Source organism: Streptomyces sp. NBC_00414 (assembly GCF_036038375.1).
Taxonomy (GTDB): Bacteria; Actinomycetota; Actinomycetes; order Streptomycetales; family Streptomycetaceae; genus Streptomyces.
In genome coordinates, this window is record NZ_CP107935.1 from 7,730,174 (window position 1) to 7,744,131 (window position 13,958).

General features: G+C 69.5%; 12 protein-coding genes and 1 tRNA gene. 6 read left to right on the top strand and 7 right to left on the bottom strand.

Annotation, left to right across the window (positions count from 1 at the left end; translation table 11 throughout):
* Positions 1–193: 193 nt before the first annotated feature.
* On the top strand, positions 194–1,630 hold the full coding sequence (locus OHS59_RS33570) for a hypothetical protein (protein WP_328497100.1): 1,437 nt from the start codon (positions 194–196) through the stop codon (positions 1,628–1,630).
* A gap of 237 nt (positions 1,631–1,867) precedes the next feature.
* On the opposite strand, the gene OHS59_RS33575 is transcribed toward OHS59_RS33570, so the two are convergent.
* Positions 1,868–2,104: a hypothetical protein gene (locus OHS59_RS33575; protein ID WP_328497101.1), complete on the bottom strand. Its 237-nt coding sequence runs from the start codon at positions 2,102–2,104 to the stop codon at positions 1,868–1,870.
* A 238-nt stretch (positions 2,105–2,342) separates the two neighbouring features.
* Here OHS59_RS33575 and OHS59_RS33580 point away from each other — a divergent pair, with 238 nt between their 5' ends.
* From OHS59_RS33580 to OHS59_RS33600, 5 genes are all read left to right on the top strand, one after another.
* Positions 2,343–3,818 carry an alkaline phosphatase PhoX gene (locus OHS59_RS33580; RefSeq protein WP_328497102.1) on the top strand — a complete coding sequence of 492 codons (1,476 nt, stop codon included), beginning with the start codon at positions 2,343–2,345 and terminating at the stop codon, positions 3,816–3,818.
* A 75-nt stretch (positions 3,819–3,893) separates the two neighbouring features.
* Positions 3,894–3,994 (top strand) — tRNA-Met (locus OHS59_RS33585).
* Positions 3,995–4,356: 362 nt separating this feature from the next.
* The gene (locus OHS59_RS33590) at positions 4,357–5,952 is read left to right on the top strand and encodes a TROVE domain-containing protein (RefSeq protein ID WP_328497103.1); all 1,596 of its coding nucleotides are present in this window, start codon (positions 4,357–4,359) and stop codon (positions 5,950–5,952) included.
* 104 nt (positions 5,953–6,056) lie between these two features.
* Positions 6,057–6,704, top strand: a complete 648-nt coding sequence (locus tag OHS59_RS33595) for a GntR family transcriptional regulator (RefSeq protein ID WP_328497104.1) — start codon at positions 6,057–6,059, stop codon at positions 6,702–6,704.
* Between the two features lie 25 nt (positions 6,705–6,729).
* Entirely contained in the window at positions 6,730–7,746 is a 1,017-nt protein-coding gene (locus OHS59_RS33600; RefSeq protein ID WP_328497105.1) for a 1-aminocyclopropane-1-carboxylate deaminase, read from the top strand.
* A gap of 239 nt (positions 7,747–7,985) precedes the next feature.
* On the opposite strand, the gene OHS59_RS33605 is transcribed toward OHS59_RS33600, so the two are convergent.
* The 6 genes from OHS59_RS33605 to OHS59_RS33630 all read right to left on the bottom strand — a co-directional run bounded on the left by OHS59_RS33605 (position 7,986) and on the right by OHS59_RS33630 (position 13,822).
* Positions 7,986–9,191, bottom strand: a complete 1,206-nt coding sequence (locus OHS59_RS33605) for a TerD family protein (RefSeq protein WP_328499458.1) — start codon at positions 9,189–9,191, stop codon at positions 7,986–7,988.
* Between the two features lie 72 nt (positions 9,192–9,263).
* On the bottom strand, positions 9,264–9,485 hold the full coding sequence (locus tag OHS59_RS33610; protein WP_328497106.1) for a hypothetical protein: 222 nt from the start codon (positions 9,483–9,485) through the stop codon (positions 9,264–9,266).
* A gap of 164 nt (positions 9,486–9,649) precedes the next feature.
* A complete protein-coding gene (locus OHS59_RS33615) occupies positions 9,650–10,639 on the bottom strand; it encodes a zinc-dependent alcohol dehydrogenase family protein (RefSeq protein ID WP_328497107.1) in 990 nt (329 codons plus the stop codon).
* Positions 10,636–11,517 (bottom strand): carbohydrate ABC transporter permease, encoded by an 882-nt coding sequence (locus OHS59_RS33620; protein WP_328497108.1) that lies wholly within the window; start codon positions 11,515–11,517, stop codon positions 10,636–10,638. Before OHS59_RS33620 ends, OHS59_RS33615 begins: the two co-directional genes overlap by 4 nt.
* Positions 11,514–12,455: a carbohydrate ABC transporter permease gene (locus tag OHS59_RS33625; protein ID WP_328497109.1), complete on the bottom strand. Its 942-nt coding sequence runs from the start codon at positions 12,453–12,455 to the stop codon at positions 11,514–11,516. The genes OHS59_RS33620 and OHS59_RS33625 overlap by 4 nt, the downstream gene beginning before the upstream one ends.
* Complete coding sequence (locus OHS59_RS33630) at positions 12,452–13,822, bottom strand: ABC transporter substrate-binding protein (protein ID WP_328497110.1); 1,371 nt, start codon at positions 13,820–13,822, stop codon at positions 12,452–12,454. The genes OHS59_RS33625 and OHS59_RS33630 overlap by 4 nt, the downstream gene beginning before the upstream one ends.
* Between the last annotated feature and the right edge of the window lie 136 nt (positions 13,823–13,958).

The window sequence follows — 13,958 nt, forward strand, 5'->3', positions numbered from 1 at the left end:
AGGTTTCCTGGCTTAACACTTCTGACAGGTTCATGAACCGGGCGGCATGGGCCCAAATCCGTCTAGGCTGAGGTTGCATTTCCGGGGCGGCGAGCTGGAGAGCGTTCTTCCGGTCGGCCCCGGGGCGCCGCGTTGTGCGTCCAGACGGGCGCCGAGAAGTACGTCCGACTGTTCGTCCTAGGAGAACCAGCCGATGTCAGACAGCTCCCCCCTGCCGCCGGTGCGTCTGCACTCCGAAGCGGAGCTCGCACGGGACGCGCTCGCCACGCCGCTCCTGTCGCGTGCCGTGCGGCTCGCCCGCTGGGCCGGTCCGGACACCCGGGTCGGCGCCGGAGGCGAACTCGTCGAGGAACAGCTCGCGGCCGCCGCCGCGGAACTGGGGCTCGACGGCGAGGACGCCGCCGCGTACGCCAGTGAGGCCTGGCGGGTGGCCGTGGACACCGGACTCGTCGCGGTCGTGGACGAGGAGGAGGGCACGGTCGCGGCCGGCGCCGATCTGACCCTCGTCCTGTCCGGAGCGCCGCAGGACGTACTGGGGCTGTGGCTCGGCGCCCTGGAGACGGTCCTGGCCGACGCGAGCGTGCCCGACCTCGACGACCTCGTGGAGGCCATGGACGAGGGCGGCGAGGTCGACTTCTCCGCGCTGGACTGGGATCCCGAGGCGGAGGCCGAGTTCCTCGACGGGGTCCTCGGCAACCTCTATCTGCTGACCGCCAGCGAGGAAGGGCCCGGCGACGGTCCGGTGCCGCTGCCCGCGCTCGCCGCGTCGATGATCGTGCCGGACGACATGGGGGAGCCCACCAACGACGTCCTGGAGCAGGTCTCGGACGCGATGATGCGGCTCGACGACCAGTTCCGGGTCCTGGAGCCGGTCGGCCTCGTCGACTTCCAGCCCGTCGACGAGGCGCTCATGGCCGACATCGACGAGGAGTCCGCCTCGTCCGCCGCGCCCGTGGACGACGCGGACGTCTCCCGGTACGGGATGGTGCGGCTCACCCCGCTCGGGGTGTACGGCATCAGGGCGCGGCTCCTGGAGGCCGGGTTCGCGGCGCCCGCGGTGGGCGACCTCGCGGACAAGGGCGCCGACGTGCTCCTCGACAGCACGTCCGCGTTCCCGCCCACGGCCGCGCGGGCGGAGACCGAGCAGTGGCTCGCCCGGCGCGAACCCCTGGCATCCGCGCGGGAGTTGCTCGCCGCGGCGCGGGGCGCCGACGCGGGGGCGCCGCTGCGGCGGCTGCGCTGTCAGCAGGCGCTGTCCCTCGTCGGCACGGAGGCCGCGCCCGCGCTGCACGAGGTGCTCGACGACGCCGAGCTGGGCGGGCTCGCGCGGGTCTGGCTCGCCGAGCGGGGTGTCGCGGACGTGCCCGCGCCGTCCGAGGAGATGGTGTTCTGGCTGACCGTCGACACGATCGCCGCGCAGCTTGCCGCGGAGGGGAACTCCGAGGAGTTGCAGGCGCTGGTCGAGGGGCTTGCCGCGCAGCACGGGTCGTTCTTCGCGGCGGCTTGGCGGGTGGAGCATCCCGCCACGCCGGATGTGCTGGAGGCGATGGGGCGGCTGCATCCCGACAAGCGGGTGGCGAAGGAGGCGCGCAAGGCTGCGTTCAAGGCGCGGTCGCAGCAAGGGGGGTAGGGGGGTTGTTCTCGCCCCCGCCGCCCCTACCCTTACCGTCACTGCATGGGGGCTGCGCCCCCTCGCCCCCTGTATCGCGCTGACGCGCTCGTCCTCAAACGCCGGACGGGCTGGAAGATTCGCGGACGGGCTGAAGGTGTCCGCCGGTCCGGCTGCATCTCAGCCCGTCCGGCGTTTGAGGACCGGGGGTTCGGGGGCAGCGCCCCCGAGGCAGGTACGGGCGGCGGGGCGAGAAGGTCAGGGTTCGGGTGGGGCTTCGGGGTCGTCCATGGAGAGGACCCGGACCGGGATGCCCTCCAGGGTGTCCGGGATCGTGTCCTCGGGGCGGAGCCCGTCGCGCGGCACCTTCCGCGTCACGAAGACGACGATGACGTCCTCGCCGGACTCCTCGTCCCGCCCGGTGCCGACACCGCTCACATGGGCCAGCGCCATCAACCGCTCCTCGTGGAGATGGCGTGCCTGACGCGCGTCCACTTCGGCTCGCCTCCCATGGGTCGTACGGTCGTACGGATTCCTGGTACCGAGATTATTCCGGGCAGCAGTTCGGACGCGAGGACTGATGGGCCGTATGGGGTGTGTGCGGCCACAGGGACGGATCGAGCCGCGTTCACGCAAGGGAGACCTGGAAAGTCGGGCGGCGTTCAACCGGCGTTAAGTCACGGGCGGGACCGTGTGGCCGACAGCCGGGCCCGCCACCGTCACAGGAGACAGCATGTCGCTCACCCGCAGGGACTTCGCCAGACGATCCGCGGTCACCGGTGCCGGTGTCGCCCTGACCGGCAGCGTCGGCACCCTCGCCACCGCGCCCGGCGCCCTCGCGTCCACGGATACCGAGACCGCGGGGGACGACGACGGGTACGACACCGACGCGCGCGGCGCCGACCGGCACGGCGGAGCCGTCGGCTACGGGCCGCTCCTGCCCGACCCGAAGGGCATCCTCGCGCTGCCCGCCGGGTTCTCGTACCGCGTCGTCACGTACAGCGGGAAGACCAAGCTGGAGTCGGGGGAATTCACCCCCTCCAACCACGACGGCACGGCCACCTTCGACGGCCCGCGCGGCACGACCCTCCTCGTCAACAACCACGAGCTGAAGGGCCCGCGCGCCAGCTGGAAGTACCCCGTGCCGCTCACCGAGGGCCTCGTCTACGACCCGGCCGCCTCCGGTGGCTGCACGGTCGTCGAGGTGCGTCCCGGCGGCGCGGTCGCCGAGTGGGTCGGCATCGCCGGCACCTCCACCAACTGTGCGGGCGGCAGCACCCCGTGGGGCACCTGGCTCACCTGCGAGGAGAACTCCGACCGGGCCGGCGAGAACGGCATGACCAAGGACCACGGTTACGTCTTCGAGGTCGACCCGATCGACCGCCGGGCCAACCGCGACCCCAAGCCGCTGAAGTTCTTCGGCCGGTACGACCACGAGGCCGTCGTCATCGACCCGAAGCGCGGCCACGCCTACCTCACCGAGGACGACTCCGAGCCCAACGGCCTGTTCTTCCGTTGGAAGCCCCCGCACGGCTTCACCCACGGCCGCGGCAGGTTCCGTACCCTCGCCGACGACGCGGGCGTGCTCCAGGCGCCCAAGTGCTATGACTCCGGCGGCCGTTACGTCGACGACCTGTCCCGTGCCATGAGGATCGGCACGGTGTACGGGGTCGACTGGGTGGACGTGCCCGACCGGGACGGGAAGACCGTTCCGGTGCGCGAGCAGTTCGGCACCGGCGAGGTCACCCGCGCCCGCAAACTCGAAGGCATGTGGTGGGGCGACGGCGGCGCGTACATCGTCTCGTCGTACGCCCGTGACGAGAGCCCGGTGCAGCACGACGGGCAGGTCTGGTTCTACGACCCCAAGCGGCGCACGCTCACCCTGAAGGTGCTCCTGGGGGTGAACCCCGACCCGTCCGCGGACGGCGCCTTCGACGGGCCCGACAACATCACCGTGTCCCCGTACGGCGGTCTCGTCATAGCCGAGGACGGTGAGGGGGTCTCGCATCTCTTCGGTGCGACGGACAGCGGCCGTACGTATCCCATCGCGCGCAACGACCTGAACATCGGCACCGAGGCGGAGCCCGAGTTCAGCGAGTTCACCGGCGTGACCTTCTCGCCCGACGGAAAGACCCTGTACGCCAACATTCAGGTGCCGGGCATCATGGTGGCGATCAAGGGACCCTGGAAGCGGCAGAAGCGTCGCTGAAATACGTTCACCGAAAGCGCGAAGCGCGAAGTGTTGGGCGCTGAGCGGGAAGTGGGGTTTTAATCGTTCGCCCGGGCCGTGGTGTGCCTCCTACAGTGGACAACGTCCAGGTGCGAAGGCAGGACCTACTTCCACTCATAATGGGGCGGCCGCGGGTTCGAGTCCCGTCACCGGTACGACGCGCCGGTGTAGCTCAGGGGTCAGAGCGCCTACGTCGGTTCCGCCGGCCTTGAACTCTGGACACCACAATTTCATGCACCTCCCGGTGCGATGGCTGCGGCTACTTCTCTTCCAAAGAATCCAGGCCGCAGCCGACTTGATCTCGGGAAGCGCAGCATATGGTGTGTGCCCGGTGCGCAGGCAGCGGTTACTTCATGGGATCAGAGGGTTGCGGGTTCAAGTCCCGTCATCGGCTTCGGGCCGGTGTAGCTCAATTCGGTAGAGCATCCGAACAAGTCCGCCGCCGAACCCTGAACTCGGGCACGCTCCATCTGCTGCGTCTCCCTCCGAAATATTCGAGAATTCGGGGGAATTCATCATGGCGCGGTTCAACACCAGGGCGGCGAAGGCCAGGGGCGCTTCGCGTGTCACCTCCACGGGACGTGTGCTGCGGACCCACGAGGGCGGGCGGGGCGTCGAGCGCGATCCGCGTTCCGAGCTCTTTCTGCTGTCGATCGCCAACTTCGTCGCGCAGAAGACCTTCTACGAGAGCGGCGAGGCGCGCGACGACCGGTTCGCCGCGCTCGTACGGCAGCTCGCCGTCGCGGACCCGTCCTGGACGGCCGCCCTGCTCGACTGGCTGCGCGGCGAGGGCAACATGCGGACCGCGTCGATCGTGGGCGCCGTCGAGTACGTCAAGGCGCGCCTCGACGCGGGCGCCACGGACGGTCCGGCCAACCGGCAGGTCGTCGCGTCCGTGCTGCGGCGCCCGGACGAGCCCGGTGAGCTGCTCGCGTACTGGACCTCGCGGTACGGGCGGGCCGTGCCCAAGCCTGTGAAGCGGGGTGTCGCGGATGCCGTGCGGCGGCTCTACGGGGGGAAGTCGCTGCTGAAGTACGACACCGCGTCCAAGGGGTACCGCTTCGGGGACGTCCTCAATCTCGTGCACGCTTCGCCGGACCCTGACAAGCCGTGGCAGGGCGAGCTGTTCCGGTACGCGCTCGACCGCCGGCACAACCCGGACACCGCCGTGCCGCCCGCGTCCAGCCGTGTCCTCACCGCGCACCGTGAGCTGATGGCCGTGCCGGTGGGGGAGCGGCGTGCCGTCGTGACCTCCGAGGGCGGTGCCGGGCGGCTCGCGGAGGCCGGGATGACCTGGGAGGCGCTTGCCGGGTGGCTGCAGGGGCCGATGGACGCTGCGGCCTGGGAGGCCGTCATTCCGTCCATGGGCGCCATGGCGTTGGTGCGGAATCTGCGGAACTTCGACGAGGCCGGGGTCTCTGACGAGGTGGCCGCGCTGGTTGCGGCGAAGATCGGTGACCCCGCGGAGGTCGCGCGGTCGCGGCAGTTTCCGTTTCGGTACCTGGCCGCGTACCAGCACGCGCCCTCGCTGCGGTGGTCGTATCCGCTGGAGCAGGCGCTCGGGCACTCGCTGGGCAATGTGCCTGTGCTGGGTGGGCGGACGCTCGTTCTCGTTGATCGGTCCGGGTCCATGTTCTATTCGAAGCTGTCCGACCGCTCCGAGCTCAACCGGGCCGACGCGGCGGCGATCTTCGGTACGGCGCTCGCGCTGCGGGCCGAGAAGGCCGATCTCGTCGAGTTCGGCACCGGCAGCGATGTGGTGCGGGTTCGGCGGGGCGAGTCCGTGCTGAAGGTGCTGGGGCGGTTCGGTGATCTTGGGGGTACCAACACCAGTGAGGCTGTGCGCAGGCACTACAAGAAGCACGACCGGGTGCTGATCGTCACCGACGAGCAGGCCACGTACAGCCAGTACGGGGATCCGACCGAGCAGGTTCCGGCGCATGTGCCCGTGTACACCTGGAACCTCGCGGGGTATCGGGCCGGGCACGCTCCCTCGGGGGCGGGGGCGGGGGCCGGGAACCGGCACGTGTTCGGAGGGCTCTCCGACGCCGCCTTTCGGATGGTTCCGCTGCTTGAGGGGGCCCGGGACGCCGCGTGGCCCTGGGCGGGCTGAGGGGTGAGGCCGGGCGGCTCCGCACTTCGGTGCGGGGTCGCTTTCGGTTGTGGTCTCGTTCGTGGTCTTGTGCGTGGCGGGGATTGATATCTAATATTTTAGTTGTGGAGATCATTCAGCCTGTGCCGCGCACCCTGCTTCGGGATCAGGCTTACGCGTCGATCCGGGACGCCATCGTGGCCGGCGAGATCGAGCCCGGTGCCGTCGTGCGCGACGCCGATCTCGCCGAGCGGCTCGGGCTGTCCCGGGCGCCGGTGCGGGAGGCCTTCGCGCGGCTCGTCGACGAAGGACTGCTGGAGAGCAAGCCGCAGAGCTATACGCGGGTGACCGCGGTGGTCGCCTCCGATGTGCGGGACGCGGCTGCCGTGGTCGGGGCCATGCACGAGCTGGCCGTGCGGGTTGCCGTGCCGCGGCTGAGCGGGGCGGACGTGAACGCCATGCGGTCGGCCAACGCTCGGTTCGCGCACGCCGTGCGTTCGGGGGATGTGGACGCCGCCCTGCGGGCCGACGACGAACTGCACGACGTTCTGGTGCGGGTCAGTGGCAACCGGGCGGCGGCTTCCACTGTTGCGCGGTACACCCCGTTGATTCGGCGGCTGGAGCGGCGGCGCTTCGGTGAGGGGGGCAACTGCCGATCAGCCGGGTTGCACGAGCGGCTCATCGAGGCGTGTGCGGATGGTGATGTGGACGGGGCTGTTCGGGTCACCGCGGAGATCTGGCGGGGGCTCGAAGGGCTTGTCGACCTTGACTGATACGGCTGCTGGTTCTGGAGGATCCATGTCCCTGGACTCGTTCGAGCGCTATCCCCTTCTGTTCGGGCCTTCGCCCGTGCATCCCTTGGAGCGGCTGACCGCGCATCTTGGCGGGGCCTCCCTCTGGGCCAAGCGGGAGGACTGCAACTCCGGTGTCGCGTACGGGGGCAACAAGACCCGCAAACTGGAGTACCTCGTCGCGGACGCCCTCGCCAAAGGGTGCGACACGCTCGTGTCGATCGGCGGGGTGCAGTCCAACCACACCCGGCAGGTCGCCGCCTGTGCCGCTCGGGCAGGACTCAAGTGCGTGCTGGTGCAGGAGAGTTGGGTGGACTGGCCCGACTCCGTGTACGACAAGGTCGGCAACATCCTGATCAGCCGGCTTGCCGGGGCCGATGTGCGGCTCGTGCGGGCCGGGTTCGGGATCGGGTTCAAGGAGAGCTGGGAGCAGGCGCTGCGGGAGGTCGAAGAGGCGGGTGGGAAGCCTTACGCCATTCCTGCGGGGGCCTCCGACCATCCGCTCGGGGGGCTCGGGTTTGCCGGGTGGGCCTATGAAGTGGCCTCGCAGGAAGCGGAGTTGGGGGTCTTCTTCGACACCGTTGTCGTGTGTTCTGTCACCGGGTCCACCCAGGCGGGCATGGTGGCCGGGTTTCGCGCGCTGGAGGAGGCCGGGGGGCGGGAGCGGCGTGTGCTTGGTATCGATGCGTCCGCCGCGCCCGAGCGGACTCGGGAGCAGGTCGCCCGGATCGCTCGGAACACCGGGCAACTAATCGGTGTGCGGGAGGAGTTGGCGCTGGATGATGTCGAGTTGGACGGGCGGTATCACGCCGGGACCTATGGGATTCCCGATGAGGGGACCCTGGAGGCGATGCGGCTCGCCGCTCGGACCGAGGGCATGGTGACCGACCCTGTCTATGAGGGAAAGTCGATGGCTGGGATGGTCGACCTCGTGACGCGGGGGGAGATCGGCGGGGAGTCGAACGTGCTGTACGCCCATCTTGGTGGGCAGCCTGCGTTGAACGCGTACAGCGCGCTGTTCTGAGGCGCGCCCGCGGTGGTGTGGGGGTGGGGGCGGGGCCGTGCCGGTACGTCCCTTCGCAGCCTCCCGTGCGCACGGCCCTGAGTTTCGACGGGTGGGCGTTTTCAGCGGGAGCCGGACGCTGCGAACGTGACATCCCGGCACCGCCCCGCCCCCGGGTGGTCCGGCCAGTGCCGCCGCGTCTGGGGTCGTGAACGGACGCGCGGGGCGCCCTCCTGTCCGGGGGCGTCCCGCGCGGTCGGCTACAGCGCCTGGGCGGACGGCTTCACCATGCCTCGGACCGTGCGGGACTTGACGAAGTTGCCGAGGGCCGTCATCTCCCACTCGCCGGAGAACTGCTTGATGAGCTTGGCCATCATCACGCCGGTCTGCGGCTCCGCGGTGGTGAGGTCGAAGCGGACCAGCTCCTCGCCCGTGGCGGCGTCCAGGAGACGGCAGTAGGCCTTGGCCACTTCGGTGAACTTCTGGCCCGAGAAGGAGTTCACCGTGAAGACCAGGCCCGTGACCTCCTGGGGGAGACGGCCGAGGTCCACGACGATCACCTCGTCGTCACCGCCGCCCTCGCCCGTGAGGTTGTCGCCGGAGTGCTTGATCGCGCCGTTCACGATCGAGAGCTTGCCGAAGTAGCAGCTGTCGATGTGGTTGCGCTGCGGGCCGTAGGCGATCACGGAGGCGTCGAGGTCGATGTCCTTGCCCCGGTACGCGGGCTCCCAGCCCAGGCCCATCTTCACCTGGGAGAGGAACGGGCTGCCGCCCTTGGTGAGGGATACGGTCTGGTTCTTCTGGAGGTTTACTCGTCCCTTGTCGAGGTTGATCTTGCCGGTGCCCGGGGCGGGGGCTGCCGGGGGCGCCGGGGGCGCGGGCGGGGCCGCCGGGGTGGTGACGGGCGGGGCCGTGGGCGCCACCGGTGTCTGGAGCGTGGGGGCGGGCGGCGCCACCGGGGCCGGGGCCGCGGGCTCCTCCACCGTCACGCCGAAGTCCGTGGCGATGCCCGCCAGGCCGTTCGAGTATCCCTGGCCGACCGCGCGGGCCTTCCAGGCGCCGTTGCGCAGGTAGACCTCGACGATGACCAGGGCCGTCTCCGCGCCGAGCTGGGGCGGGGTGAAGGAAGCGAGGACCGAGCCGTCGTCCGCGCTGCGGATCGTGGCCGTCGGTTCGATGCCCTGGAACGTCTGGCCCGCCGCGTCCGGGCTCGCGGTGACGACGATCTTCTCGATGCCCTGGGGCACGGCTGTCGTGTCGACCGTGATCGAGTCGGGGGCCGAGCCGCCGCCGGAGCGGTACGTCACGCCCTGGCCCGACGGCTGGTTGTAGAAGATGAAGTCGTCGTCGGAGCGCACCTTGCCGTCGGCGGTGAGCAGCAGGCCCGATACGTCCAGCCGCACCGGGGCGGCGACGTCCACCGTCACGCGGGTGACGGCGAGAGGGATGTTCGAGCCGGGGGTCATAGCTGTCATGCCGGGTGAACGAGCGGACCGGCTTTGCCGTTCCCTTACCAAGCGGGCAATCGGCCGATCGGGTCAGCGGCGGTTGCGGGGGTGGTTGCGGGCGGTTCGTTCGTTGCCGTGCTTGTAGTTGCCCGTCCAGCGGGCCATGACGAGCTGGGGGTCGCCCTTTTCCACTTCCGCGAGGAACTGGGTGGCTCTCGGGCCTCGGAGGGTGGTGGCGGGGCGGGAGCCGTGGGTGATCTTCACGGTGCCGTCGGGGTGGTGGGTGTAGGTGAAGCCGTGTGGGTTGGGCATGGGGGGATGGTAGGGCCGGGGGGTGGGGGTGGCCCAAGGGTTTTCCCGCCCCCGCCGCCCCTGCCCTCCCCGTCACTGCATGGGGGGCGCTTCGCCCCCTTGCCCCCGGTGCGCAGTTCCCCGCGCCCTTTGAAGGGGGCGGGGAACTGCGCGATCGGTGACGGTTACGGGACCACCACGATCTTTCGGCCTACGCCTGAGGCGAACTGGTCCAGGGCCTGGGGGTACTGGTCCAGGGGGAGGCGGTCGCTGATGAAGATGTCAGGGTCCAGGACGCCTGTCGCGAACAGCTCCGCCGCGCGCTCGAAGCTGTGCAGGACGGCCATCGAACCCGTGATGGTGATCTCCTGGTTGTAGATGCGGTACGGGTCGATGGACACCCGCGTCGCGTAGTCGGCCACCCCGAACTGGAGGAAGGTCCCGGCCTTGGCGACCCGCTCCAGACCGTCCTGGATCGCCGCCGCGTTGCCCGTGGCGTCGACCACCAGGTCCCAGCCCTGCGGGCGGTCCAGCTCGTCGGCGCTCGTGGCGGACGCCGAGACGCCGAGCTTCTGGGCGGTGGTGAGGCGCTTCGGGTTGATGTCCACCATGTCCACGCTCGCCGCGCCCGTGCGCTTCGCCAGCTCCAGCATCATCAGGCCCATCGTTCCCGAACCGTAGATCAGGACGTGGGAGCCGAGGCGGGAGTTGAGGACGTCGTAGCCGCGTACCGCGCAGGAGAGCGGTTCGATCAGGGCCGCGTCCTGGGTGCGTACGTGCTCGGGGAGCTTCACGCAGTTCGCCACCGGCGCGACCGCGTACTGGGCGGCGCCGCCCGCCGTGGTGACGCCGATCGCGGCCCAGCGCTCACAGAGGTTGTTGTGGCCCGTCCGGCAGTAGCGGCACTCGTAGCAGTAGAGGGAGGGGTCCACGGCCACCTGGTCGCCGACCGAGAGTTCCGTGACCTGCCTGCCGACTCCGACCACCTCGCCCGCGAACTCGTGTCCGGGGACGATCGGCAGCTTGGGTGCGAACTCGCCCTGGAGGATGTGCAGGTCCGTGCCGCACAACCCGCAGGCCGACACCTCCACGACGACCTCGCGGGGGCCTGGCGTCGGGTCCGGGACCTCGGAGACGACGGCCTTTCCCACGGACTCGATGACGGCGGCCTTCATTTCACGGCTCCCAGCGAAAGGCCCTGGACCAGTTTGTCCTGGGCGGCGAACCCCGCGGCGAGCACCGGCAGGGAGACGACGAGCGACGCGGCGCACACCTTGGCCAGGAACAGGCCCTGGCTGGTGATGAAGCCGGTGAGGAAGACCGGGGCGGTCTCCGCCACCACACCCGTCAGCACGCGGGCGAAGAGCAGCTCGTTCCAGCTGAAGATGAAGCAGATGAGGGAGGTGGCGGCGATGCCCGGGAGGGCGATGGGCGCCACGACGCGGGTCAGGATGGTGGGGAGTTTCGCGCCGTCTATCTGTGCCGCCTCGATGATTGCCACCGGGACCTCGGAGAGGAACGACTGCATCATCCATACGGCGATCGGCAGGTTCATCGAGGTGTAGAGGATGACCAGGAGCCAGATGTTGTCCAGCATCCCGGTGTTCTTCGCGAAGAGGTAGATCGGGAGGAGGCCCGCCACCACCGGCAGCATTTTCGTGGAGAGGAAGAAGAAGAGGACGTCCGTCCACTTCTTGACCGGGCGGATGGAGAGTGCGTACGCCGCGGGGAGGGCGAGGACCAGGACCAGGAGGGTCGACGCCAGGGACGCCACCGTCGAGTTGATCAGGGCCGGCCAGGGGCTCGCGCCGCCGCCCGTGCCGAAGAACTCGCGGTACCCGTCGAGCGTCAGGGCCGCCCCGAAGGACGGTGGATTGGTTGCCGCGTCCTCCTCGGAGTGGAACGACGTCAGGGCCATCCAGGCGATGGGCAGGAAGAAGACGATGCCGGCCAGCCAGGCGACCAGGCCGAGGCCCCGTCCCTTGGGGCGGCGGGGGGTGGGATCGGCCGATCGGGTGCTGCTGGGGCGTACACGTACAGCGGTGGCGCTCATGCGCGGCCCACCTCCTCACGGAACAGGGACGAGACCACGCGCAGCGCGAAGGTCGCGATGATGATCGAACCGATGACGACCAGGACGCCGGCCGCGGAGGCGAGGCCGTTCTCGTGCGCCTGGTAGAAGGTCTGGTAGACGGTGTAGGGCAGGTTCGCGGTGCCCAGGCCGCCGGACGTGATGGTGAAGACCGCGTCGAAGTTCTGCACGATGTAGATCGAGCCGAGCAGGGCGCCCAGTTCGAGGTAGCGGCGCAGGTGGGGCAGGGTGAGGTAGCGGAAGACCTGCCAGCCGCTCGCGCCGTCGACCTTGGCCGCCTCGATCTGCTGGTGGTCCCGGCTCTGCAGGCCCGCCAGCAGGATCAGCATCATGAACGGCGTCCACTGCCAGACGAGGGACATCTCGATGGCGAGCAGCGGGGTGTTGGAGATCCAGTCCGGCTGTGGGCCGCCCACATAGTGCAACAACCCATTGAGCAGGCCGTATTCGGGGTTGTAGAGGACATGCTTCCAGAGCAGGGCCGCCGCTACGGGGACCACCAGGAAGGGTGCGATCAGGAGCGTGCGGACCAGGCCGCGGCCCCGGAACTTGCGGTCCAGGAGGAGGGCGAGGCCCAGTCCCAGGACCAGGCTGGCCAGGACGACGGAGACCGTCAGCACGATGGTCGTCCAGACCGACTTGCGCAGGGCCTCGTCGGTGAGGACCTCGGTGTAGTTGCCGAAGCCCGTGAAGCTGCGGGCGTCCGGGTAGAGGGAGTTCCAGTCGAAGAAGGAGATCACCAGCGTGGCCACGAACGGCAGCTGGGTCACGGCGATCATGAAGATCAGGGCGGGCAGGAGCGGGGCCCTGGTCGCCCAGGCCTTCAGGCGGCCGGAGGGCGGTGTCTTCTGCGTGCGTACGGATGGTGCGGCCACTGGGGCTGTCGTTGTCGCGGTCATCGTCCCTCGTACTCCTCGGCGATCTCCTCGGCCAGCTTCTGGGACTTCTTCAGGGCCGACTCGACGGACTGGCGTCCGGCGATGGCCGCGCTGATCTCCTGCGAGACCTTGGTGCCGAGATCGGTGAACTCGGGGATGCCGACGAACTGGATGCCGGGCGCGGGCCGCGGCTGTACGCCGGGATCGGTGGGGCGGGCGCCCTCGATGGCTTCCTTGGTCATCTCCTGGAAGGCGCCGGCCTCCTTGCGGTAGTCGGCGTTCGTGTACGTTGAGGCGCGCTTGCCGGCCGGCACGTTGGACCAGCCGATCTCGTCGCCCACCAGCTGCTCGTACTCCTTGCTGGACGCCCAGGAGACGAACTTCCACGCCTTGTCGGGGTTGCGGGACGCGTCCTGGATGCCCCAGGCCCAGGTGTAGAGCCAGCCGGAGGACTCCGTCTTGTCGACCGGCGCCGGTACGTAGCCGATCTTGCCCTTGACCGGGGACTTCGCCGATTCCAGGGAGCCGGCCGCGGAGGTGGCGTCGTACCACATGGCGACCTTGCCCTGGGTCAGGTTGTTGAGGCACTCGGCGAAGCCGGACTGGGCCGCGCCGGACTCGCCGTGCTCGCGGACGAGGTCCACATAGAACTTGGTCGCCTTCTCGAACTCGGGGGAGTCGAGCCGCGCCTTCCAGTCCTTGTCGAACCAGGTGCCGCCGAAGGTGTTCACGACCGTGGTGAGCGGGGCCATGATCTCGCCCCAGCCGGGCAGGCCGCGCAGGCAGATGCCCTTCATGCCCGACTCGGCGCCGTCGGCCTTCGCGGCGAGGTCCGCGACCTCCGCCCAGGTCGGGTGGTCGGGCATCTTCAGGCCCTTCTCGGCGAACACGTCCTTGCGGTACATCAGGAAGGACGACTCGCCGTAGAAGGGCTGTCCGTAGAGCTTGCCGTCCTCCGCGGTGAGGGACTGGCGCATGGGCTTGAGGACGTCCTGCTCGTCGTAGCCGGGGTCCTTCGCGACGTACGAGTCCATCTCGTGCAGCCAGTCGTTCTTGGCGTAGATCGGTATCTCGTAGTTGGACAGCGTCGCGACGTCGTACTGGCCGGCCTGGTTGGCGAAGTCCTGGCTGATCTTGTCGCGGACGTCGTTCTCCGGCAGCACGGTGAAGTTCACCTTGATGCCGGTCTCCTTGGTGAAATGAGCGGCGGTGAGCTTCTGCAACTCCACCATCTGCGGGTTGTTGACCATGAGGACGTTGATGGAGTTGCCTCCGGAGCCCGCGCCGCCCGCTCCGGCCCAGCAACCGGAGAGCAGCGGGGCGAGCAGCGTCCCTGCGGCGGCCGCGGCGAACATCGCGCGCGGCCTCCGTCGGCTCTGGGTTCGCATGGATCACTCCTGGATGTATCAGTACAAATGGGATGACAAATGGGATGGCAAGGGCATGGCAGGGGGAGTGCGTGCCTCTGTAGTGGGTCGGTTGGGTTTTCGGACTCTCTGTCGGGTCCGGACGGCCGGGACCGGG

Coding starts and splice junctions, on each gene's coding strand:
- OHS59_RS33570 (WP_328497100.1), top strand. CDS start 194: ATGTCAGACAGCTCCCCCCTGCCGCCGGTGCGTCTGCACTCCGAAGCG.
- OHS59_RS33580 (WP_328497102.1), top strand. CDS start 2,343: ATGTCGCTCACCCGCAGGGACTTCGCCAGACGATCCGCGGTCACCGGT.
- OHS59_RS33590 (WP_328497103.1), top strand. CDS start 4,357: ATGGCGCGGTTCAACACCAGGGCGGCGAAGGCCAGGGGCGCTTCGCGT.
- OHS59_RS33600 (WP_328497105.1), top strand. CDS start 6,730: ATGTCCCTGGACTCGTTCGAGCGCTATCCCCTTCTGTTCGGGCCTTCG.
- OHS59_RS33605 (WP_328499458.1), bottom strand. CDS start 9,191: ATGACCCCCGGCTCGAACATCCCTCTCGCCGTCACCCGCGTGACGGTG.
- OHS59_RS33610 (WP_328497106.1), bottom strand. CDS start 9,485: ATGCCCAACCCACACGGCTTCACCTACACCCACCACCCCGACGGCACC.
- OHS59_RS33615 (WP_328497107.1), bottom strand. CDS start 10,639: ATGAAGGCCGCCGTCATCGAGTCCGTGGGAAAGGCCGTCGTCTCCGAG.
- OHS59_RS33620 (WP_328497108.1), bottom strand. CDS start 11,517: ATGAGCGCCACCGCTGTACGTGTACGCCCCAGCAGCACCCGATCGGCC.
- OHS59_RS33625 (WP_328497109.1), bottom strand. CDS start 12,455: ATGACCGCGACAACGACAGCCCCAGTGGCCGCACCATCCGTACGCACG.
- OHS59_RS33630 (WP_328497110.1), bottom strand. CDS start 13,822: ATGCGAACCCAGAGCCGACGGAGGCCGCGCGCGATGTTCGCCGCGGCC.